Annotated in this window: 20 protein-coding genes, 1 tRNA gene and 4 pseudogenes; 13 read left to right on the plus strand and 12 right to left on the minus strand. The window is 69.4% G+C overall.

What is annotated here, in order from left to right; genetic code table 11:
- The first annotated feature begins 295 nt into the window (after window positions 1-295).
- On the plus strand, window positions 296-1,645 hold the full coding sequence (locus ID554_RS21405; RefSeq protein WP_223884175.1) for a UDP-N-acetylmuramate--L-alanine ligase: 1,350 nt from the start codon (window positions 296-298) through the stop codon (window positions 1,643-1,645).
- A gap of 3 nt (window positions 1,646-1,648) precedes the next feature.
- Here the strand turns inward: ID554_RS21405 and ID554_RS21410 are convergent, their stop codons facing one another.
- Entirely contained in the window at window positions 1,649-2,125 is a 477-nt protein-coding gene (locus ID554_RS21410; protein ID WP_223884176.1) for a glutamate ligase domain-containing protein, read from the minus strand.
- Window positions 2,126-2,365: 240 nt separating this feature from the next.
- On the opposite strand from ID554_RS21410, the gene ID554_RS21415 reads away from it, so the two are divergent.
- The 4 genes from ID554_RS21415 (at window position 2,366) to ID554_RS21430 (ending at window position 4,075) form a co-directional block, all read left to right on the plus strand.
- Complete coding sequence (locus ID554_RS21415) at window positions 2,366-3,109, plus strand: site-specific integrase (protein ID WP_223884177.1); 744 nt, start codon at window positions 2,366-2,368, stop codon at window positions 3,107-3,109.
- 167 nt (window positions 3,110-3,276) lie between these two features.
- Window positions 3,277-3,540 carry an NUDIX hydrolase gene (locus ID554_RS21420; protein WP_117231234.1) on the plus strand — a complete coding sequence of 88 codons (264 nt, stop codon included), beginning with the start codon at window positions 3,277-3,279 and terminating at the stop codon, window positions 3,538-3,540.
- Complete coding sequence (locus ID554_RS21425; protein WP_117231233.1) at window positions 3,540-3,836, plus strand: hypothetical protein; 297 nt, start codon at window positions 3,540-3,542, stop codon at window positions 3,834-3,836. The genes ID554_RS21420 and ID554_RS21425 overlap by 1 nt, the downstream gene beginning before the upstream one ends.
- On the plus strand, window positions 3,833-4,075 hold the full coding sequence (locus ID554_RS21430; RefSeq protein ID WP_117231232.1) for a hypothetical protein: 243 nt from the start codon (window positions 3,833-3,835) through the stop codon (window positions 4,073-4,075). Before ID554_RS21425 ends, ID554_RS21430 begins: the two co-directional genes overlap by 4 nt.
- Before the next feature lie 822 nt (window positions 4,076-4,897).
- Here the strand turns inward: ID554_RS21430 and ID554_RS21435 are convergent.
- The 3 genes and pseudogenes from ID554_RS21435 to ID554_RS21445 all read right to left on the minus strand — a co-directional run bounded on the left by ID554_RS21435 (window position 4,898) and on the right by ID554_RS21445 (window position 7,368).
- A complete protein-coding gene (locus ID554_RS21435) occupies window positions 4,898-6,085 on the minus strand; it encodes a hypothetical protein (protein WP_117231231.1) in 1,188 nt (395 codons plus the stop codon).
- Window positions 6,082-6,492 (minus strand): annotated as a pseudogene (locus tag ID554_RS33170) (DUF4365 domain-containing protein); the annotation flags it as partial. The pseudogene ID554_RS33170 and the gene ID554_RS21435, both read right to left, overlap by 4 nt.
- A gap of 51 nt (window positions 6,493-6,543) precedes the next feature.
- On the minus strand, window positions 6,544-7,368 hold the full coding sequence (locus tag ID554_RS21445; RefSeq protein ID WP_191088867.1) for a transposase family protein: 825 nt from the start codon (window positions 7,366-7,368) through the stop codon (window positions 6,544-6,546).
- Window positions 7,369-8,125: 757 nt separating this feature from the next.
- Here ID554_RS21445 and ltrA point away from each other — a divergent pair.
- Entirely contained in the window at window positions 8,126-9,376 is a 1,251-nt protein-coding gene (gene ltrA, locus ID554_RS21450; protein ID WP_223884174.1) for a group II intron reverse transcriptase/maturase, read from the plus strand.
- A 112-nt stretch (window positions 9,377-9,488) separates the two neighbouring features.
- On the opposite strand, the gene ID554_RS21455 is transcribed toward ltrA, so the two are convergent.
- The 3 genes from ID554_RS21455 to ID554_RS21465 all read right to left on the minus strand — a co-directional run bounded on the left by ID554_RS21455 (window position 9,489) and on the right by ID554_RS21465 (window position 11,531).
- The gene (locus tag ID554_RS21455) at window positions 9,489-10,505 is read right to left on the minus strand and encodes an IS3 family transposase (protein ID WP_113974893.1); all 1,017 of its coding nucleotides are present in this window, start codon (window positions 10,503-10,505) and stop codon (window positions 9,489-9,491) included.
- A gap of 5 nt (window positions 10,506-10,510) precedes the next feature.
- Window positions 10,511-10,942 carry a transposase gene (locus tag ID554_RS21460; RefSeq protein WP_113974894.1) on the minus strand — a complete coding sequence of 144 codons (432 nt, stop codon included), beginning with the start codon at window positions 10,940-10,942 and terminating at the stop codon, window positions 10,511-10,513.
- Between the two features lie 364 nt (window positions 10,943-11,306).
- Window positions 11,307-11,531 carry a GntR family transcriptional regulator gene (locus tag ID554_RS21465; RefSeq protein ID WP_117230943.1) on the minus strand — a complete coding sequence of 75 codons (225 nt, stop codon included), beginning with the start codon at window positions 11,529-11,531 and terminating at the stop codon, window positions 11,307-11,309.
- Between the two features lie 220 nt (window positions 11,532-11,751).
- On the opposite strand from ID554_RS21465, the gene ID554_RS21470 reads away from it, so the two are divergent.
- Window positions 11,752-11,934, plus strand: a complete 183-nt coding sequence (locus tag ID554_RS21470) for a hypothetical protein (protein WP_117230956.1) — start codon at window positions 11,752-11,754, stop codon at window positions 11,932-11,934.
- 160 nt (window positions 11,935-12,094) lie between these two features.
- Window positions 12,095-12,448, plus strand: coding sequence for a hypothetical protein (locus tag ID554_RS21475; RefSeq protein WP_082377268.1), 354 nt, complete (start codon window positions 12,095-12,097; stop codon window positions 12,446-12,448).
- A gap of 74 nt (window positions 12,449-12,522) precedes the next feature.
- Here the strand turns inward: ID554_RS21475 and ID554_RS21480 are convergent.
- From ID554_RS21480 to ID554_RS21495, 4 genes are all read right to left on the minus strand, one after another.
- A tRNA-Arg gene (locus ID554_RS21480) sits at window positions 12,523-12,595 on the minus strand.
- 215 nt (window positions 12,596-12,810) lie between these two features.
- Window positions 12,811-13,830, minus strand: a complete 1,020-nt coding sequence (locus tag ID554_RS21485; RefSeq protein ID WP_117230944.1) for an alpha/beta hydrolase — start codon at window positions 13,828-13,830, stop codon at window positions 12,811-12,813.
- Window positions 13,831-13,911: 81 nt separating this feature from the next.
- On the minus strand, window positions 13,912-14,118 hold the full coding sequence (locus ID554_RS21490; RefSeq protein WP_147333598.1) for a hypothetical protein: 207 nt from the start codon (window positions 14,116-14,118) through the stop codon (window positions 13,912-13,914).
- Between the two features lie 60 nt (window positions 14,119-14,178).
- Window positions 14,179-14,604: an HPF/RaiA family ribosome-associated protein gene (locus ID554_RS21495; protein ID WP_117230946.1), complete on the minus strand. Its 426-nt coding sequence runs from the start codon at window positions 14,602-14,604 to the stop codon at window positions 14,179-14,181.
- A 333-nt stretch (window positions 14,605-14,937) separates the two neighbouring features.
- On the opposite strand from ID554_RS21495, the gene ssb reads away from it, so the two are divergent.
- The 3 genes and pseudogenes from ssb to ID554_RS21510 form a co-directional block, all read left to right on the plus strand.
- Window positions 14,938-15,741 carry a single-stranded DNA-binding protein gene (gene ssb, locus ID554_RS21500; protein ID WP_117230947.1) on the plus strand — a complete coding sequence of 268 codons (804 nt, stop codon included), beginning with the start codon at window positions 14,938-14,940 and terminating at the stop codon, window positions 15,739-15,741.
- A gap of 73 nt (window positions 15,742-15,814) precedes the next feature.
- Window positions 15,815-16,798, plus strand: a pseudogene (locus ID554_RS21505) (cobalamin biosynthesis protein); the annotation flags it as partial.
- A gap of 107 nt (window positions 16,799-16,905) precedes the next feature.
- Window positions 16,906-18,587, plus strand: a pseudogene (locus tag ID554_RS21510) (cobyric acid synthase); the annotation flags it as partial.
- On the opposite strand, the gene ID554_RS21515 reads toward ID554_RS21510, so the two are convergent.
- Window positions 18,483-18,884 (minus strand): rhodanese-like domain-containing protein, encoded by a 402-nt coding sequence (locus tag ID554_RS21515; protein WP_117230949.1) that lies wholly within the window; start codon window positions 18,882-18,884, stop codon window positions 18,483-18,485. The pseudogene ID554_RS21510 and the gene ID554_RS21515 overlap by 105 nt on opposite strands.
- A gap of 6 nt (window positions 18,885-18,890) precedes the next feature.
- Here ID554_RS21515 and ID554_RS21520 point away from each other — a divergent pair.
- Together ID554_RS21520 and ID554_RS21525 are read left to right on the plus strand one after the other, a co-directional pair.
- A pseudogene (locus tag ID554_RS21520) lies at window positions 18,891-19,656 on the plus strand (uridine kinase family protein); the annotation flags it as partial.
- The gene (locus ID554_RS21525) at window positions 19,646-21,001 is read left to right on the plus strand and encodes a dipeptidase (RefSeq protein WP_191088914.1); all 1,356 of its coding nucleotides are present in this window, start codon (window positions 19,646-19,648) and stop codon (window positions 20,999-21,001) included. The pseudogene ID554_RS21520 and the gene ID554_RS21525, both read left to right, overlap by 11 nt.
- Window positions 21,002-21,059: the final 58 nt, after the last annotated feature.

Consider the following 21,059-nt stretch of genomic DNA (forward strand, 5'->3'; position numbering starts at 1 on the left):
CTCGGCTTCTGGCTTCGTTCTCCCGCCTTCCGAGGCCGAGCCAGCGAGCGGGCCGGCGCAGATCGATTGGACCCGCGCGGCCGAGGTGGTGACCCGAGGCCAGCTCGGCCGCGCGTAAGGAATCGCACGAGTGAAAGGAGCCAACTCCTCCAGCACGTCCGCTCATGGCACCAACTCGTCATCTGTTACACCGAAGGAGACACGGCACCATGACCGACACGATCACTGGTAACCCGACCATCGAGGCGTACACCGGCCCGCTGGACCTGTCCCGCCCGGCGTTGGCGGCTGCGCGATGTCCGGCCTGGCTCGACTGCTGGCCGAGCTGGGCCACCAGGTCAGCGGCAGCGACATCCACGACTCGGCCACCCTGGCGACTCTGCGCGCGGCCGGCGTCCGGGTGCAGGTGGGCCACGACGCGGCGCACATCGAGGGCGCGTCGTGCGTCGTCTACACGACCGTTGCGCAGAACGCGCCGGAGGTCGACGCGGCGCGTTCCGCCGGCATCCCGGTGGTGCACCGGGCGCAGGTTCTGGACAAGCTGGCCGCCGGGCGGCGGCTGGTGGCGGTGTCCGGGTCGCACGGCAAGTCCACGACGGCCGGCATGCTCGCGCACATCCTGCGCACCCTCGGGCAGGACCCGACGTACCTCATCGGGGCCGATCTGAACGGGCCAAGCTCGGGCGCCCACCTCGGCGCGTCCCGGCTGCTGGTCGTGGAGGCGGACGAGTCGGACCGGTCGTTCCACTTCCTGGCCCCGTCGATCGCGGTCATCACCAACGTGACCGACGACCACCCGGAGAACTTCACCGACCACGCCGACGTGCTGCGCGCCTACGTCGGGTTCGGGGCGCGGATCGCACCGCACGGGTTCCTGATCGTCAATGCCGATTGCGTGGGCGCGATCGTGGCCGCCGATGTCATCGCCGCCGAGCGGCCCGATCTGACGGTGCTGCGCTACGGCCGCGACCGGGCGGCGGACGTGCGGCTGCTGGACGTGCACGCCGAGGGGTGGAGCGTGTCGGGGTCGGTGCGGATGCCCAACGGCGTCGAGGTCGGGGTGACCCTGCCGCGACCGGCCACGCACCACCTGGACAACGCGGTGGCGGCCGTGGCGTGCGCGGTGGCGCTCGGGCTCGACCCCGCCGAAGTGGCCGGCGCGGCGTGCACGTTCGGCGGGGTGCGCCGCCGGTTCGAGCACATCGACACCCGCTCCGGGGTGACGCTGATCGACTCGTACGCCGACCACCCGAACGAGATCGCCGCCGACCTGGACGCCGCGCGGACCCTGGCGCGGGGTCGGGTGTTCGTGGTGTTCCAGCCCTCCGGACACGCCCGGGTCCTGGCCTTCGGGAACCGAATCGGTGGGGTCCTGGCGGAGAAGGCCGACTACGTGCTGCTGCTCGACGTGCACGGCACCGTGCCGGAGGGTCGACCGGTCGCGGACGGCACGGCCATCCTGGGGCGGTTGCGTGACGGTGACTACTGCCTGCCGCTCGGTCCCGACCACGCCGCCCGGATCCTCGGTCGGATGGCCGGCCGCGGTGATGTGGTGCTGACCATGGGAACCGGTGACGTCACCGGCTACGGCCCGGCGATCCTGGACGCCCTGAGCAGCCGGTCCGAGGTCGCGTTGTCCGCGTGACCTCTACGCCTGGGCGGTGACAGCGCCGGGTTCCTCGTTCAGCTTGTCCGCGAGCGCGAGGAGCCCGGCGCTGTCGGCTGCTTTGACCAACACCACGTCGCCCGGCCGCAAGCCGTCGCGTAGCAGCTCCCACGCCTCGGCTACGTTTGCCGCCCGGTCCACCGTCGTGCCGGTGCCGGCGGCGGCGTCCGCGTATTGCCCGGCGTCGGCTCCGCCGATGGCTACGAGCCACCCGGCCCCGAGTTCGGCCACCTGCTGCCCGATCTCGCGGTGTACCTGGGCGGCGTGCTCGCCCAGGTCGGCCATCTCCCCGAGCACCGCGACCGCCCGCCGGCCGTTTCCGGCCATCGCCTTCAAGGCGCGCAGCGCGGCCCGCATCGCGTCGGGCGCGGCGTTGTAGGCGTCGTTGATGACGGTCACCCCGTCGGCGCGGGTGCGGACCTGCATCCGTCCCGGCGACACTGCCTCGGCCTGTGACACCGCCTCGGCTACCGCCTCGATCGGGTGACCAACCCGAGGGCGACGGTGGCGGCGGCCAGCGCGTTGGACGCCTGGTGCAGCCCGTAGAGACGCAACCGCACCTCGGCGGCCTGGCCGTCGTGCGCCAGCCGGAACCCGGCGCGGCCCAGCCACGGTCACGTCTTCGGCGCGTACGTCCGCCGGGTTGTCGATGCCGTAGGTATCAAGAGTGGCTACCTGCGGGCCAACCCGGCGCGCGAGGTGACCAAGCCGAAGCTCCGCGCCAAGCGGGGGACGGTCGTTCTACAGCCGCCGGACGTGGAGCGCATCATCGCCGCGATGCCGGACGCGCGGGGGAGTCGGCCGGACCGCTGGCGGTTGCTGGTCGAACTTGCCGTGGAGAGCGGCTGCCGGGCGGGCGAGCTCGCGGGGCTGCGGGTGCGGTACCTGGACACGACCGGTCGCCGGCTGAAGGTGGAGGCCACCGCGCAGGAGGTCAACGGGGAGATGCGGATCGGTACGCCCAAGAGCAAGGCCGGGCTCCGCACCGTGGACGGACTGAACGCCGACCTGTGCCGCCGCCTCGCCGCCCACGTCGAAGGCATGAGGCCGGATGACTACGTGTTCGGTGACGGGGATACGCCGTACCGGCACAACGCATGGAATAACCGGGTATGGCGACCGACCGTGGACGGGCTCGGGCTCCTCGGCGTGCGGTTCCACGACCTGCGGCACTACCACGCCAGCGCGTACCTCCTGCTGACCGGGGACGCGGTCCGTACGGCCAAGCGGCTCGGGCACGCCGACCCGTCCGTCACGCTGAAGGTGTACGGGCACGTCCTCGACCACCAGGGCAGCGACGTGTCGGCCGCGTTCGCCGAGCTGAGGGCCACGGCTCGCCAGCAGGTAGCCGCAGCCACCCCGGCACCCCTTCAGCCCGCATCGTCGACTACAGCGGGCGGAGTCGTTGACCTGGCCGCGTACCGCAGGCGCAGGGCGGGCTAGCGCCCGAAGGGTTGGCATCGAGGCCGTCCGCCGCTGGTGGGCGGCCTTCTTGCTGCGCGGAAAAGATCGTTGGACGACCCTAGTTCATCCATCGCTTTCAATGCATGCCGCTACCTGCGGCCTCCACGCCCCGATGAGGGCACGTCCAACGAGACAGGAGATAGGCAATGCTCGGTGATGTCGTCCACTACACCTTCGACGCCACGCAGGCGCAGTACGTCCGGATGCGCGGGGCGTCGACCGGAGTGACCCAGTTCCCCGGCGTCCCCGACCCGGCTGCCGGCACGACCCTCCCGGCCGAAATCGTCCACGAGTACGGCGACGGGACCGTGGACCTGCGGGTGAGCCTGCGCGGTCCCGGCATCCACTTCGTCCAGAACGTGCCGCAGGGCACGGCCGGTCAGCAGGGCCGTTGGGCGGTGGCTGCCTAATGGACACCAACGAGATGATCCAGGAGTTCATCGCCGCCTTCCCGCAGATCGTCGGGGAGCACGTCCGGGCGCAGCTCGGGAAGCAGGTACAGCACACGCTGACCGCAGCGCAGGCGGAGCGGCTCAACCGCTGGCCCGGCCGCAGCTACTCGGCAGGCCAGGTCGTGACGGCCCAGATCTCCGGAATGAAGATCGGCGCCGACTCGGACAGAGCTGTTCGCGAGTACGTCGACCTGCGCCTGGCCGACGGCACTGAGCTCACCACCGTCCCGCGCCCGTGGACGGAGGAGCTGTGACACCCGCCGAACTGGAAGCCATCAGGACCAGCGACCCCGAGCGGTACGAGGCGCTGACCGGGCCGGAGCGTGACCGGCAGTTGGCGGCAGCCGCCGCGCGGCGGGGCGACCCGCTGTACAGCAGCGAGCACGATCCCTGCCGCCCCACGCCCTACGAGCGGCAAGCCAGGGCCGAATACGAAGCCGCACGGGCGATCGGTGAACCCGAACCGCCGGTTTATGGGTCGAGCGGCGGCTGAGGTCCGCTGGCGGAGGAGTTCGACTTCTCGGGTGAACCCGCAAGATCATCACTGCTATAGTCGTGGGAGCGATCCCAGTCCAGTCGGGTGAACGGGGAGTAAATTTGAAAAACTTTTCTTGATCGGCTCCAGTCTTGCAAAGTTACTCAGGGGTACGGGGCGACTCCATCGTGCGAGGCTGCGTCGGAGTCGCCTCCACAGTGGGCATTAGTGCTGGTCATGGCGCTGGCAAAAGAGTGCGGCCCGCGAAATGCATCCATGGGCATAGTTAGAACATGTGTCCAAAAGCTGGATGATCGATTCAGGGAAATCCTAAGATGTGGGCAGCGAGGGGGTCGGTCCACATTGCTCTACGTGACCTCAAGATCAGCGTCGTACGGTCGCCTAGACTCTGATCTCGGCACGTCAACGTGAGGTGCCTGCGCAAAAGACAGACCCCGAGCGCGGACGTTCCGTGACCGTAGGTCTGGACGTCGAGCCGGGGTCCGTTCTCATTGGCGTGAGGCGGCTACGGTAACAGGCTTCAGTCGTCCCGTGTGGGCGATTGGTCCTTCTCGGCGTTTGGCGCAAACGTTATGAGGAGGTGTTGCCGTGACGGCAGCAGTCGGAACGCGGGCGCGGACGGGTGAGCGTTGCCCGGAGAGCGGTGTCTGGAAGGTCGTGGGCACTCCGTCCACGACGGCCCCCATCGCGAAGGGCAACGTCATGCCGCCGTACAACGGTCAGGCCGTGACGTGGGAGCTCATCCGCCTCGCGTGATGAGCAGGTGACTCGGGGCCGCCCGCCGCTGGTGGGCGGCCCCGAGGGCTTGAACAGGGACGCCTAGAACAGAGGCTGATCGAGGTCGTCATCGCTGTCTTGCTCGGCAGGGTCGGGCTCCACCGCCGAGGGGACCTCAACGAGGTCGATCCCTCGTGGGTCGTACAGCCAGTACAGCCGCCCCTCCTTTTCCTGCCGGCCAGACAGGCGCATCGCAAGCCCCTCTCGGAAAGCCTGGATCGCTTGGTCGTACAGCTCTTCAGGTAGCCGGACCCGGAGCTTCTTGGCTTGCGAACCCTCGATGACGTTCAAGCGGATCACGCCCGCAGTGCCTGGCCTAGGCCGGTCGAGCAGGGTCACCGTCCCGAGTGCTGTGACGCCGACTGAAGGCTCAGTCCGGGCGAACCGGGTACTGGCGCTCTCAAGAGCAACGACATCCGATGGCTCGAACTGGACGTAGGTCGGACCGGGTGCATCTTCCCGCCAGTCCCGCCACTCCACGCCGACCTCGGCCCCGTCTGAGTTGGCGACAAGCCGAGCTAGGGCCTGCGTCAGCTCATATGAGACCCCGTACTGGACTGCTTCATCAAAGGCGGCACTGGATGATGTGCGGTTGAACTGGTCTGTTGCCTCCCGGGTGGCTTCCAAGCTCGATACCAACGTGCGCGTAACCTGACGGCCCGTCAGGGCCTCGCCGAAGCCCGGCAGCGGTACGTCTATACCAGCAATGTCGCCTACGGGAGTTAGCGCCGTAACGACATAGCTGCCTATCTCCGTCTGTCCCATGCGGACACTGTTCATGTACGCCTTGGCGGAGGTCCAATGCTTGTTTCCGAAATACTGGGTCTTCTCCCGTTGAGCCTTGGCAGCCGCTTCAAGCAATCGAGTAGACGAGGCGATCAATGATTGACCGGATGACCAGGGAATCGTTCCGTGTGGCGTAGGCATCTCCTTGCGGAATCGGACCAGATCGCCTATGCCCACGTCAAGCCTGGTGAGCATCCGCTCATAATCTAGACCGGAGATGTCCCCGACGGTCGCGACTGCGTCGGTCAGCAGATTCCGAAAGTCGGCATGCCCCACGTCCAACGGAACCACAACACTCTGACCGACGGTCGGTGGAGCTAGTCGCAGGTACAACCCTTCGCGCCCGCCACGGATCGTCCAGCCCTGGCGCTGTAGATACGCTACGGTCTGGCTCGGGCTGATCCACGAGCCATCCAGCGCCACGGCGTCCGTCGGGATGGTCATGCTCGACCACCGGCTCCGATGCGCCGCATGATGTCGCAGAGAGCGAACTCGTCAAAGACCTGAGATGTGGGAACCCTAACTACCGTCTCGTCCCTGCCGGTAATCGGGTGTCCTTCGAGGTTCCGCCAATAGCAACAGTGGCGGAGCATCATGTGGTTGGAACCTACCTCGATCCACTGTCCGATGTCGCGAGGCACCAGCATGGCTATCAAGATTGTTGAAGTGATGACGGGCGAGTGCGCCAGGCGAGCTAGCTGACTGTTCGGCAACGAGATCGGAATCGAATCCAGATCGCTTGCCGGCGCGACCTGATATGTGCTCTTCAGTTGGACCCGGAGATCCACCTCGAAGTCGTGAAGATGCTCGGTCGATTGATGGCTGATCTTCCAGTCAATCCCTCGATCCCGATTGGGCTTCGAGAGGGAGCAGCGGAACCTGTCAAGTCAACTGAAGTTATCTCAACAAGATTCGGATAGGTATTTGTATTCGAAGTGGGTCAGGTGTAATGCGGCGGCGACGATGTCGCCGATTCGGCGTGGGCTGATGTTCGTGTGGCGGAGCGTCTTCCAGCGTCCGATCAGGATGGCGAAGCCGCGTTCGCCTTGCCATCGCAGGCCGCGGAGCAGTCGGTTGTAGGCGCGGTTGTCGGGCGCGAGGCGGCTGCCGTCGGTGGGCTGCTTGATCGGGGTCTTGATGCCGTGGCCTGTGCTTTCGTAGCCGGAGTCGGCCAGGGCGGGCAGGTCGAGTTCGGCGGCGGACCAGTTCAGGGCGGCGGTGACGCCGAGTTCGCGGGCGCAGCTGGTGTCATGCAGATGCCCGGGCATCGCCGCCGATGTCCAGATCGGTAGCCCGTCCGGGCGCATGACGGCTTGGATGTTCGCGCCGAAGTCGCGGTGCTTTCCCGAATACCAGGCGTCGATGGTCTCGCCCTTGACGGACAGGGTGGTCTCGGTGAGCCGGTCGCAGTCGAACAGTTTGCCGTCGAGGATCACGTGGGACCAGCCGTCGGCGGCGGCCCGACGCAGAGCGGTGTGCAGGTCGGTCGCCTGGGCGGCGAGTACGGCTACGCCCTCGTCGCGGTAGCGGTAGGCGGTGGCCCGGGAGATCCCGAATCCGGCGGCCAGCAGGGTCAGGTCCTCGGCTTTGCGGAACCAGATGAGCACGAGAAGTGCCTGGTGGAAGCAGGTCAGGGCGCGGGTGTCACGCCGGGTTCCGCGGGCTCGGCGTTCGGCGGCCAGCAGCCGGCCGAGGTACTGCACGAGTTCCCTGGGGACATCGATCATGGCACGATAGGCGATCACGCGGAGTCCTCATGGTGTAGGTGATCTTGTGGTGAGAACTACCTACCGAGGACTCCGCGTCCTCTTCCAGCACCGTCCGATCTCAACAGTTTCGCCCGTGTCGCACCAATCAACACATTCGCGTCGCTGAGATCAGCTCTTGTGAACACGAACGTGGAAAGCGAGGCAAAGATTGATGACGGTCTCGTGGACTGCGGTGCTGTATGGGAGATGGAGGTTGTTTGGCCCTCCGGAGCCGGCTTGCGGAAGCAGGCTTCAAACCACCACGAGGGGCGTTGGCTGAAGACCGTCGTCCTGAGCGTCGTTGGAGAAGGCGTGACTGTGATCGCGTCAGGTATGGACCGGGAAGATGAGCGATGAACGTCGAGTTCTCTGCCGTTGACGTGTCGAAACTCAGTCAGACGACATCAGAACCGAGGCCGGAGGTGAGTCTCGGGATGAGCCTGGGGGATATCCGCTTACTGCCCAGGTGGTGTCCGGCATATAGGCAGCATGAGCCCGGTCCAGGCTCTCATACGGAACGTGTGAAGGCGGACCCCGATACTGTCCGTCGGTTGACCGGCGGCGAGAGGGAGGACTCCAAGCGGAGGAGACCGCGAGGAGCAGAGTACCGATGCGGGGCCGCTGGCGGACTCGCCCGTAGTAGCTGTGAACCGCCTGCGTATCGCAGTGGGTCGGGGAGCGAAGGGGCGGGGTCGTTCAGGCTGGTTTGTGCGGTCAACCGTGAGGGAGGAACCGCGTGAGTCAGCCAGGGTTGACAGGCAAGTCGCACGATATCCCAAAGCGGCTGATCTGGGCCGCGTGGTTGAAGGTGAAAGGTAATGGCGGAGCGGCCGGGGCCGACGGAGTGACGATCGAACAGTTCGAAACGAGGTTGGCTGACAACCTCTACCGGCTGTGGAACCGTATGTCGTCGGGCAGCTATTTCCCCGGCCCGGTCCGGGCGGTGGAGATCCCGAAGAAGGGTGGGGTCAGGATTCTGGGCATTCCCAGCGTGGTTGACCGGGTGGCGCAGACCGCGGCGGTGCTGGTGCTGGAGCCGGAGGTGGAGAAAGTGTTCCACGACGACTCCTACGGCTACCGTCCCGGCCGGTCACCGGTGGACGCGGTGCGGGCGTGCCGGCAGCGGTGCTTCGAGAGGGACTGGGTCGTCGATCTGGACGTCAAGGCCTTCTTCGACTCGGTGCCGTGGGATTTGATGCTTAAGGCGGTGGCGCGGCATACGACCCAGTCGTGGGTCATGTTGTATGTGGAGCGCTGGCTCAAGGCGCCGATGCTGATGCCCGACGGAACTTTGGCTCATCGGGAAAAGGGAACCCCGCAGGGCGGGCCGATCTCTCCGTTGATCGCTAACGTCTTCCTGCACTACGGCTTCGATACCTGGATGGTCCGGGAGTTTCCCCGGATCGGGTTCGAGCGGTTCGCGGACGATGTGGTGGTCCATTGCGTGACCGAAAGTCAGGCACAGTATGTGCGCCGGGCGATCGGTCGTCGGTTTGCGGATATCGGGTTGCAGTTGCATCCTGATAAGACGCGCATTGTGTACTGCAAGGACGACCGCCGCCGGCTGAACTATGAGCTGGTGACGTTCGCGTTCTGCGGGTACGCGTTTCGTCCCCGTAAGGCCTGGGACAAGATACGGCAACGTCGGCGAACAGGGTTCCTGCCGGCGGTGGCCCCGGGGAAGCTGACCGATATGAGCCGCAAGGTAGCGTCCTGGCGGTTACATCGACACACGACCTGGAACCTGAACGATCTCGCGGAAGAAGTGAACCCAGCCCTACGTGGTTGGCTGAACTACTTCACCGCGTTCTATCCGAGCGCGGTCATCCCGATCGGCAAGCGCGTCGACCGTCATCTGATGCGCTGGGCAAGGTGGAAGTACAAGCGACTCAAACCCAGCCAAGCCCGTACGCGTGCATGGTTACAAGAGGTCCGAAAACGAAAACCCGGCCTGTTCGCGCACTGGACGCTGCGGTACACGACCTGACAACCGAACGGCACGAGCCGGATGAGTCGAGAGGTTCACGTCCGGATCTGTGGGGGACGGCGGGTGAGACTCCCGCCGTCTACCCGGCACTGAGACAATTTCTTGATTTTGTTTAGCTTTGTGCTGGTGGAAGAGGGGCTCCGGCCGAGGTCACGGCCTGTTCCGGGTGGCTGTTGTCGGGTTTGTTGATCCATGCCCGGTCCGGTAGCCGGGGTGGTTGGGGACGGCGGCGTCCGAACCGTTCGGGATGTGCGGCCCAGGCGGCGTCGAGGGTGCGTTGCCGCTGTTCACGGATCTGTCCGGCGGTGCCGTGGTGGACCGATGCCGGGGTGTGCAGGCCGATCCCGGAGTGCCGGTGTTCGTGGTTGTAGTAGCTGTAGAACGCTTCGCAGTGCTGTCGGGCGTGCTGGATCGATCCGAACCGCTCTGGGAACGTGGGGTCGTACTTGAGTGTCTTGAAGCTGGCCTCGATGTACGGGTTGTCGTTGGAGGTCTTGGGCCGGCTGTGGCTGCGGCCGATTTTGAGATCGGTCAGCAGCTGGGTGACGGTCTTGCTGGTCATCGCGGCGCCGCGGTCGGCGTGCACGGTCAGCTGATCGGGGTTCACGCGTTCGCGGGCGGCGGCGTCGGCGATCAGCGCTTCGGCGAGTTGGCCGTCCTCGTGGGCGGCGACCATGTGCCCGACGACGTAGCGGGACCAGATGTCGATCACCGTGTAAAGGTGGAACCAGACGCCCTTGACCGGGCCGCGCAGCTTCGTGATGTCCCACGACCACACCTGATTCGCGGCGTCGGCGACCAGTTCGGGTTTGGTCCGGGCCGGATGGGTGGCCTGGCTGCGGCGTTCGCCGGTCTGCCCGGCGGCCCGCAGGATCCGGTACATCGTGGACTCCGAGCACCACCAGCGGCCCTCGTCGAGTTCGCGGGCCCACACCTGCGCCGGGGCCAGATCCACGTATGGCGGGCTGTTGAGCAGGTCCAGGACCTGCCGGCGTTCAGGCTCGGTCAGCGCGGACGGCGGCGGCTTACGCGGCGCCCGTGGCCGGGAGACCAGCGGCGGGGCACTACGGCGATACAGCGTCGCCCTCGACAGGCCGGTCAGCCGGCACGCGGGCGCGATGCCCCACAACGGCGTCAGCGCCGCCTGCGCCTCGGCGAGGACGAGTTCGGCATCGCCACGGCATCCGCGCTCTCGGAGAGCAGTTCCAAGAGCGCGTGAGCTTTTCCCATGATCGACAACGCGGTCTGGGTCTTGTTCAACTCGGCCTGCAGGCGGGCGTTCTCCCGCTGAAGACGGGAAAGTTCAGCGTTCTCGGCCTTCTTCGCCGCCCGCGCAGCCGATTGCCGCCGGTCCGTCAGGCCGGCCGCGGCTCCGGCATCCCGCGCCTTGCGCCAGTCGAGAAGGTGTGAACCGTACAGCCGTTCCCGGCGCAGAATCGCCCCGCGAGCCGCCGCATCCGGCGCCGACTCGTACTCGTCCAGAATCCTCGCCTTGAACTCCGCGGTGAATGTCCGCCGCTGGGGCCGGGCGTCCGGATCCAGACTCTCATGGGGCCTCGACGTCATGCTGATGTGCTCTCCTCAGGGCCGTCCAGGAAGAGTATCCCCTGGTAGACGGGCTGTCTCACATCAGCGTGACAGGGAGGGCAGCGGGCCGCCGCAGCTACGGCGTGTAGATATGCCTCTTGAAGGGTCTCCATGCACTGCTTCTGATCCAGGTCCCCACGCAGTGGAGTTGGGTCATCGACAGCGACAGACATGGTTCCCCCTGCAGTCCGGAGCGATCATTGTGACGCTCCGTCGCATGTAGATCTACCCACCGAAAGGTCGAGACTAAAACCCGACAGCAGTGGTGTCCATACTGGCTGACCGCGAACCGGAGGTATTGGGGCCGTCTGCCTGGTGGCGGGCGGCCCCGACCGCTGCCCGGCTACTCCTTGCCGGCCACGTAGACGCCTCTTCCCGGCTGCCCCACGACAAGGTCTCTGTCATGAAGGAGCGAGACGGCACGGTAGGCGGTGGCCACGCTGACGCCGAACTGGTCGGCAAGCTCGCTCGTGCTGGGCAGCTTCGTCCCAGGCGTGAGCTCACCGCTCTTGATCTTCGTGGTCAGTTCGTCGGCAATGCGTCGGTATTCAGCAGGTGCAGAGGGCATGGCTTCGTTCCCTTGGTTCGGCCCTGCCATCTGACCATGACCCAACCATCGTCAGCAAGTGATGCAAGACAATCACGCGCTGTGGCTTTACCTACGTCAGATAGTGACGTAGTTTGCTTCGTGGCTGCCCTTGGTTCGGCAAACGAAGGTCAGCCCCGTCAGGGCGGCGTGGATCCCGTCGCCCTGACGGTCCACCGTGGCCTGACCGCCGGGAGTGCTGATGAACCGGATCCGCTATGACGACTACCTGATAGCCACCGCGCTGACGCTGGCCCGCCGGCACCGACCGGTCTGGAGTTGGAAGCGCTGGCGCAGGGTGTGCCGCTGCGGCGGGGAACTGCCCTGCCGAGCCCGCCACCGCATCCCGATCAACCGAGGGCACTGGCCCGGCGGTGAGTCGTGATCGACGTACGCCAGGTGCCGTTCCTGATCAAGGTGGCTTGGTTCGTGATCGCTGACCACCGAGTAAAGCCCTGTCACCGCTGTTGCCCGGACGGCTGGTGCCCGCGCTACGCCGCAGCGCGTTGCCGGCTGCTGGCTTGGCGGCTGGCCGGTGATCCGCGATGAGCCCGCAGCTACCGAAGGCCGGCGACCTGGTGCACGTGACCCGCGCGGCCAGCGTGCAGTTCGTCAACCCGATCATGTGCCGAGTCATCCGGGTTCTCGACTGGATCACTTATGACGGGTGGTGCTGGCTCGACGTGTACCAACTGGACGCCAAGGGCGACGCGGTCGCCCGACGATCGATCTTCGTGCAGCCGGCCGGGCTACAGGTACAGCGCCCCGCCCCCACGCCCCGCAAGCCGACGCGGTCGGCTGCCATCCCGAACGTGCGCCAAGATCGCCGCCCCGCCGGGGTGCCGGCCACCCCGCAGCGCCGGGCGACGCAGGCTCGGCGTACGGCTGGCCACGGGTGACGCGGTGGGGCCGAGGTGGGTCCGGGACAGGTCGAAGATCAGCGGATAGGGGCGTTTCTCCTGGCAGATATAGGTGCGCCCGGCAGGATTCGAACCTGCGGCCTTGGGATTAGAAGTCCCCTGCTCTATCCGCTGAGCTACGGGCGCGCTGTGGTATCGCGCGAGAAGGGTACCGCCGCACCGGCCCGGCGCGACGGAACGGGTGCCCGGTCAGCGTCGCACGCGCCATGGACGCCGCGCACCTGCGAATCCACGGCATCGGCAGACCCGTGCGGACCGGTGGCCCAGGGGCCGGTGGCAGACCCAGGCGAGGCGGCGGGCCAGCGGGCCCGGACGCGGCAGCGGCCCAGGCGGCCCGTGGCTCAGGGGGCGGCGGGCGAGGAGGACTCGCTGTCGGCCGGGCGCCGTGGGGCCGGTGGCGCAGGGGGCGTCGGTCCGGCGTCGAGGAAGGCGTCTGCCCAGCGGCCTACCTCGGTGAGGACCTTGTCGCGGACGGCGGGGCCGGACAGCGTGAGGTCGTGCAGGCCGCCGTCGAAGCGGGCGAGCGTGACGTGCTGACCGAGGCGGGGCGCCCAGCGGACCATGTGTTCGACGTCGAGGACCGCGTCGGCGAGGGTCGCCGATTCGTGCCACTTGACGCCCCGGAACGAGCGGGTGGAGCAGGCCAGCAGCACCGGGACCGGGATGTCCAGTCCGGCGCGCAGGCGTCGTTGGCCGGTGCGGACGGCGTTCAGCCAGCCGGCCCGGACGGGGAATCCGGCGAGCGGTTTCCAGGCCAGGTCGTAGCTCCATTCGCCGCGATGGTCGGCGTGCAGGCTCTCGCCGTACACGGTGCCGAGGCCGAAGGGGAGGACGCGGTGGGGCGCCCGGCGGCCCAGGCGCGCGACGGCGGCTGCGAGGGGTCGACGCACGAACCAGGGGGCGTTGAGGTCGAAGAAGGGGCTGTTGAGGAAGATGCCGTCGACCAGCCCGGTGTCGCGGCGGGCGTGTGCCCAGAGCGAGACGATCAGCCCGCCGGTGGAGTGGCCCATGGCCAGCAGCGTGTCGTGTTCGTCCTCGGTGCGGATGATCTGGGCGGCGGCGTCCAGTTCCGGGAAGTAGTCGGCGAGGTCGCAGCAGAAGTTGGCGGTCTGGTGGGGGAGCAGGCTGCGGCCGTATTTACGCAGGTCGAGCGCGTAGAAGTCCCAGCCCCGGGCGGCGAAGTAGTCGGCCACGTGGGTCTGGAAGAAGTAGTCGACGAAGCCGTGCACGTAGAGCACCGCGCGCCCGGTGGGTCGCTCGGCCCGGCGGCGGACCAGGGTGGCGACCACCGGTCCCTCGTCGTCGCGGCCCAGGTCGATGGTGTGCCGCTCGTAGGGCGGGCCCAGCACGTCGGGTTCCACCGGACCGACGGTACGCCGGGAAGCTACCGCACGGTAGTAGCCCCCGCCCAGCGTGGGACGGGGGCCACTCGGTGCGGCAGGTCAGTCGCCGTGGGCGTCGCGGTCGGTCGGTTCGTGCGAGGTCGCGGCCCGCCCACGATCCGGACCGTACGGTGAGATCTGGTCCACCGGGACCGTCCGGTGCTCCTGCTTGGTCGCGGAGCCACCCCCCGGGACCGGTCCGTCGCTGTCCTGGACCAGCCGGGTCTCGCCGCTGCGGCGCATCTCCGGTTGCTGCACGTTGGGCATGCCGTTCACCTCTCTCTGTTCAGCGCCGCCGGCCGGACGGGTGTCCGGCCGGCGACACGGTCACCTCTCGTCGGTCTTCGTCCCGGCGGCGGCCAGTTCCTCGGCCAATTCGTCGATCGAGGCCGGCTCGCCGGGCGGGGTGGTGACCCGCAGGTGCTTGTTGTTGCGCGGCTCCTGGCGGGTCTTGGAGTCGTTGAGCTTGCGGCGCAGGTCGTCACGGGCGTCGTTGAGCGCTGCGCGCAGGTCCTCCTCGGCGGAGGTCGTGACGATCTTCTGCCGACCGGCGATCCAGCACTCCAGCGTGACCCGCTGGCCCTTGGCCTCCCGGTCCTTGACCGAGAGTTCGAGTTCGGTGGAGTCGGCGTGGAAACCGGCCAGTCGGGCGTCGAGCGTGGCGAACTGGGTCACGATCCAGTCCCGGTCGGCCTGCGAGAAGCCGGCGCCCATTCGCAGACACTTTTCCACGGTGGCCGGGTTCTCGCTCATCGCTGCACCTGACCAGGGACGCGGGTGGAACAAGCGATGGTCATCATCATGATCGCTGACCTTTCGTTCGACGTCGCAGGTGCGGTTGGCGATCTCCTACCCAGGCGGACCGGTCCGGAACCTGGCGGTTTCCTGTGCACCCCGATCGTCCGCCGCCGGGCGTGGGCCGGGCAGGGCCGGTCGGCCTAGCACACCGGGACCTTGATCAGGCGTTCGTCCACAGGCCGCCAGGTTGTCCACAGGTACGGCCGGCGGGGCTGCCCAAGCGGGCGCCGGGCCGGAGGCTGGGCGGCGAGTCGGCACCAGCCGACCCGGATCTCCGCTGGAGGAAAGATGTTTGACACCTACGTAACCGTCGTAGGGAACGTGCTCACTGCCCCCGAGTGGCGTCGTACCACGCAGAGCAACACGCTGGTGGCCAACTTCAAGGTCGCCTCCACCGCCCGCCGCCTCGACCGGGACAGCGGGCGCTGGGTGGACGGGAACAGCCTGCGCGTCCGCGTCAACTGCTGGCGGAGGCTCGCCGAGGGGGTGGCCTCCTCGGTGATGGTCGGTGACCCGGTGGTGGTGTGCGGACGCCTCTACACCCGGGACTGGACCGACGACTCCGGCAACCACCGCACGCTCTACGAGTTGGAGGCCGTGGCGGTGGGGCACGATCTGTCCCGGGGGCGCGGGCGCTTCCTGCGTAACAAGCCGAGCCTGGCGACCAGCACCGTTTCCGACGCCGAGGCCGAGCAGCGGGTGCAGGGCGAGCCGACCGAGGCCGTGTCGGACGACGATGCGCCCGCTCTGCCCGAGGACGGGCCGCTCGACGACTTCGAGCTGTCCGAGTACGTCCCGGCGGGCACCGGCTACCCGCAGCGCCTCAGCGAGACCGACCCCTTCGACGACCTGCCCGGCCCGGGCGACCTCCCCGGTGCGGGTGGTACTCGCGGCGCGGGCGGCTTCTCCGGTACCGGCGATCTTTCGGGCACGGGTGACCTCGCCGGCACTCCGGGCTTGTCCGGGTCGGCCGAGGTGGGCGGCGACGTCGAGGAACCCGACCCGACGGACCAGTTGGCGGAGCCCGCCACCGGCGTGACGGTGAGCGGGCGTGGCCGGCGCGGTCGGGGGCGCGCGCCGCAGCCCGCCTGACCCTGGGCGGCTCGGTCGAGCGGCGGCTCGGTTGGCCGGGCTCGGCTAGGCTGGCCGGCCGGAGGTGGTGCGGGTGCGGCATGCGGGTGCGGTAGCGGACGCGGCGGGACTCGTCGCCGGGTACGCGCTGGATGCGTACTTCGGTGACCCGCGTCGTGGCCATCCTGTCGCCGGCTTCGGCAGGGCCGCCGCCGCCCTGGAACGTCGCCTCTATCGGCCGGACCGGTTGGCCGGCGGCACCTACACCGCGCTCTGTGTCGGCGGGCCGGTGCTGGCGGGGGCCGCCGTCGCGTACGCGACCCGGCGGCAGCCACTGGCCCGTGCGGCAGTGGTCGCCGCCGGCACGTTCGCGGTGCTCGGCGGGCACAGCCTGCGGCACGAGGCGAAGACCATGGGACGTGCGCTACGTGGCGGCGACCTGCCGGCCGCCCGGCAGCGGCTCGGGCACCTGTGCGGCCGGGACCCGTCGATCCTCGACGAGTCGGAGTTGGCCCGGGCCACGGTCGAGTCGGTGGCCGAGAACACCGCGGACGCCGTGGTGGCCCCGCTGTTCTGGGGTGCGGTGGCTGGGCTGCCTGGCCTGCTCGGCTACCGGGCGGTGAACACCCTCGACGCCATGGTCGGCCACCGCAACGCGCGCTACGCCCGGTTCGGCACCCCGGCCGCCCGGCTGGACGACCTGCTGAACCTGGTGCCGGCCCGGCTGACCGGCCTGCTGACCGTCGCGCTGGCACCGGCCGGCAAGGGCGACCGGGAGCGGGCCTGGCGGGTGTGGCGTCGGGACCGCGACGACCACCCGAGCCCCAACGCCGGGCAGTGCGAGGCGGCGATGGCCGGTGCGTTGGGCGTCCGGCTGGGCGGGCGCAACGTCTACTTCGGCCGGTCCGAGGTGCGGCCGTTCCTCGGCGACGGTCCTCGTCCCGAGGCACGGCACCTGCCCCGGGCCGCCCGGATCTCCGGCGCGGTCGGCCTGGCCGCGCTCGGTCTCGCGGCGGCGTACCCGCTGACCGCCGGTCTCCTGGTCGGTGCGGTGGCCCGACGCCTCACCCGGGCCGGTGGCGCCGGGCTGCACGCCGCATCGGCCAGGGTGCGGCAGGCCGGTGCCGCCCGGATCAGAGCCGCTGTCCGGGGCCGGACGGGTGTGGCCGGTCTGACGGGCGTGCGGTGAGCGGTGGCCTGCTGGTCGCCGGGACCACCTCCGACGCCGGCAAGAGCGTGCTCACCGCCGGCATCTGCCGCTGGCTGCACCGCGAGGGCGTACGGGTGGCGCCGTTCAAGGCGCAGAACATGTCGAACAACTCCGCCGTGGTCGTCGGGCCGGACGGCCGGGGCGGCGAGATCGGTCGGGCGCAGGCGATGCAGGCGGCGGCCTGCGGGCTCGCCCCGGACCTGCGGTTCAATCCGGTGCTGCTCAAGCCGGGCAGCGACCTGAGCAGTCAGGTGGTGCTGCTGGGCGAGGCGGTCGACACGATGACCGCCGGTTCGTTCCGGACCCTGCGTCCCCGGTTGGCCGAGACCGCGTACGCGGCGCTGGCCGAGTTGCGGTCGGCGTACGACGTGGTGATCTGCGAGGGGGCGGGCAGCCCGGCGGAGATCAACCTGCGCGACGGCGACTACGTCAACATGGGGCTGGCCCGGCACGCCGGGTTCCCGACGATCGTGGTCGGCGACATCGACCGGGGTGGCGTGTTCGCCGCCATGTTCGGCACCCTGGCCCTGCTCGAACCCGCCGACCAGGCCCTGATCGCGGGTTTCGTGGTCAACAAGTTCCGTGGCGACCTCGGTCTGCTGGCCCCGGGGCTGGACACGTTGCGTCAGCTCACCGGCCGCCCGACCTACGGCGTACTGCCCTGGGCGCTGGACCTGTGGCTGGACGCCGAGGACTCGCTCGCCTACGGCCGGGTGCTCGGCCGCCCGGCCGCCCCGCACGGCACCGAGTGGCTCGACGTGGCCGTGGTGCGGCTGCCCCGGATCAGCAACGCCACCGATGTGGAAGCGCTCGCCACCGAGCCCGGGGTGCGGGTGCGGCTGACCGTCGAGCCGGCCGAGCTGGCCGCCGCCGACCTGGTCGTGCTGCCCGGCTCCAAGTCCACCGTGGCCGACCTGGCCTGGCTGCGCGAGACCGGCCTCGCCGACGCGGTCACCGCGCACGTCGCGGCCGGTCGGCCGCTGCTCGGCATCTGCGGCGGCTTCCAGATGCTGGCCCGGGCCATCCACGACCCGGTGGAGAGCCGCCGGGGCAGCGTCGACGGCCTCGGACTGCTGCCCATCGAGATCACCTTCGACGCGCGCAAGACCGTCCGCCAGCCGGCCGGCACCGCCGCCGCCGCCGGGGAGCTTCCGGTCCGAGGCTACGAGATCCACCACGGGTACGTCTCAGCCGCCGACCCGGAGGCGACCCCGCTGCTGCGGGACGCCGTCGGCACCGGTGAGGGCGTGATGCGGGGAGTCGTGCACGGTACGCACTGGCACGGCACGTTCGAATCCGACGAGTTCCGCCGCTGGTTCCTCGACCGGGCCGCCTGCCTGGCCGGTCGAACCGGCTTTCGGGTCGCCCCGGACACGTCCTTCGCCGCCGCCCGCGAGCGCACCCTGGACCTGCTCGGCGACCTGGTGGAGGAACACCTCGACACCGCCGCCCTGCGTCGGCTCGTCGAGTCCGGGCCCGCCGCCGACCTGCCCTTCGTCCCGCCCGGCGTCCCCGGCTAGCCACTGGCTGCGGCGGCGAACGGCTCGGTGGATCAGTAGCGGACGTCGGCGGGGTGGTCGGAGAAGGCGAGTCCGGCCGACCGCCACGCCTCCACCCCGCCGATCATGTCGGTCGCCTTGTGCAGCCCGAGCGCGCGCAGGCTGGCCGCCGCGAGGCTGGAGCTGTAGCCCTGGCGGCACACCACGACGATCTCCATGTCGTAGCTGGTGGCCTCGGGGATGCGCCAGTCACTGGCCGGGTCGAGCCGCCATTCCAGAACGGTCCGGTCGATCACGATGACACCGGGCAGGTCGCCCTGTTCCCGCCGCTGCCCGTCGGTGCGGGTGTCGATCACGAGCGCACCCCGGGCGGCGGCCTGCACGGTCTCCTGTGGGGTCAGCCGGATCATGCCCGAGCGGGCCTGCTCCAGCAACGCCTCGATGCCGGGACTCATCACGGAATGGGACACGGCACGATCATGCCGTGCGGCTTGCCGACGCGCGGTCCGAAGCGGTGCGGGACAACCCGATCGGTAACGTCGGTGTCCGTGGTGGCGGTCTTCGAGTCGTACGCCGGACTGGCGGGGCGGGTGCTGGCGGCGCCTGCCCGGTTGGGGCGTACCCGCCTGGTGGCCGTGGACGGGCCGAGCGGGGCGGGCAAGACGCTGTTCGCCGCGCGCCTGGCCGACGCCCTGGGTGCCGGGCCGGGGGCGGTCCGGCCGCCGGTGGTGCACACCGACGACCTGCTCGACGGGTGGGGCGACCAGCTCACCTTCTGGACGCGGTGGGAGCGGGACGTGTTGCGGCCGGTGCGGTCCGGCCGGGCCGGGTCGTACCGGCGCTACGACTGGGTACGCCGGTGTTTCCGGCCCACGCCGGTGTCGGTGCCGGTGACGCCGGTGCTGATCGTCGAGGGGGTCAGCACGTCCCGGGCCGCCGCCGGTCCGGACCTGACGCTGGCCGTCTTCGTCACCGCCCCGCAGCCGTTGCGGCTGGCCCGGGCGGTGGCGCGCGACGGCCCGGCGATCCTGCCGGAGCTGCGCCGGTGGCACGACACCGAGTCGGCGCACTTCGCCGCCGACGACACCGAGGCGCGGGCCGACGTGGTGGTCGACGGTGATCCCGGGCTGCCGCACGACGACCGCCACTACTACCTGGCTCGGCCGAGGTCGGTAGGTAAGGGCGGAATACCATGCCGGTCATGACCACACCGATCATGTTCGAGTCCGAGTTGCGGGAGGCCGTGGCGCGCGAGCTGCCCGGCGTCCGGGCCGACCTGGAACGCCTCGTCCGTATCCCGGGCATCGCCTTCGAGGGATTCGACCACTCGCACGTGGAACGCTCCGCCGAGGCGGTGGCCGAGCTGCTGCGCGGCTGTGGTCTCGACGTCGAGATCGTGCGCGCGGACGGCCAGCCCGCGGTGATCGGCCGCAGGGTCGCTCCGCCCGGCGCGCCCACCGTCATGCTCTACGCCCACCACGACGTGCAGCCGGTCGGCGACGTGACGCTGTGGGAGTCCGACCCGTTCGAGCCGGTCGAGCGGGACGGCCGGCTCTACGGCCGGGGCGCCGCCGACGACAAGGCGGGCATCATGGCGCACGTCGCCGCGTTGCGGGCCTTCGGCGACCGCCTTCCCGTCGGCGTCGTGCTGTTCGTCGAGGGGGAGGAGGAGTACGGCTCCGACTCGCTGGAGCAGCTGCTCGCCGAGCACCGCGACACGATCGCCTCGGACGTCATCGTGATCGCCGACTCGACCAACTGGGACATCGGCGTACCGGCGCTGACCACCTCGCTGCGCGGCATCGTCAACTGCTTCGTCGAGGTACGCACCCTCGACCACGCCGTACACAGCGGGATGTTCGGCGGTGCCGTGCCGGACGCGCTCACCACGCTGGTCCGGTTGCTGGCCACCCTGCACGACGACGCCGGGAACGTGGTGGTGGACGGGCTGGTCGGCCGGGACGCGGCCCGCGTCGACTACCCCGAGGACCGGTTCCGGGCCGAGGCGGGGCTCGTCGAGGGCGTGCACCTGATCGGGTCCGGCCGGATCACCGACCGACTCTGGACCCGGCCCGCGCTGGCCGTGCTCGGCATCGACGCCCCGGCCACCGCCGTGGCGCCGAACGCGCTGGTCCCGGCCGCCAAGGCGAAGCTGAGCGTCCGGCTGGCGGCGGGCGACGAGCCGAAGCAGGCGTACCAGGCGCTGCGCGACCACCTGGAGCGGCACGTGCCGTGGGGCGCCCAGGTCGACGTCACCTTCGAGCACGACGGCGCGCCGTGCGTCATCGACGCCTCCGGCCCGGTCTTCGACGCGGCCCGGTCGGCCTTCCGCGCCGCCTGGGACGGCGCCGACCCTGTCGACATCGGCGTCGGCGGGTCGATCCCGTTCATCGCCACCTTCCAGGAGATGTTCCCGCAGGCTGCGATCCTGGTGACCGGGGTGGAGGATCCGCACTCGCGGGCGCACGGGCCGAACGAGAGCCTGCACCTGGGTGAGTTCGCCCGGGTCTGCCTCGCCGAGGCGTTGTTGCTGGCCAAGGTGGCCGAGGTGGGTACGGCCCCAACTCGGTGACTTCGCGCGAATGGTGGCCGTTTCCGGCGTGTCGGACGCGTCGCTGTTGTAGCCTCTC

Source organism: Micromonospora craniellae, assembly GCF_014764405.1.
GTDB classification, from domain to species: Bacteria; Actinomycetota; Actinomycetes; order Mycobacteriales; family Micromonosporaceae; genus Micromonospora; species Micromonospora craniellae.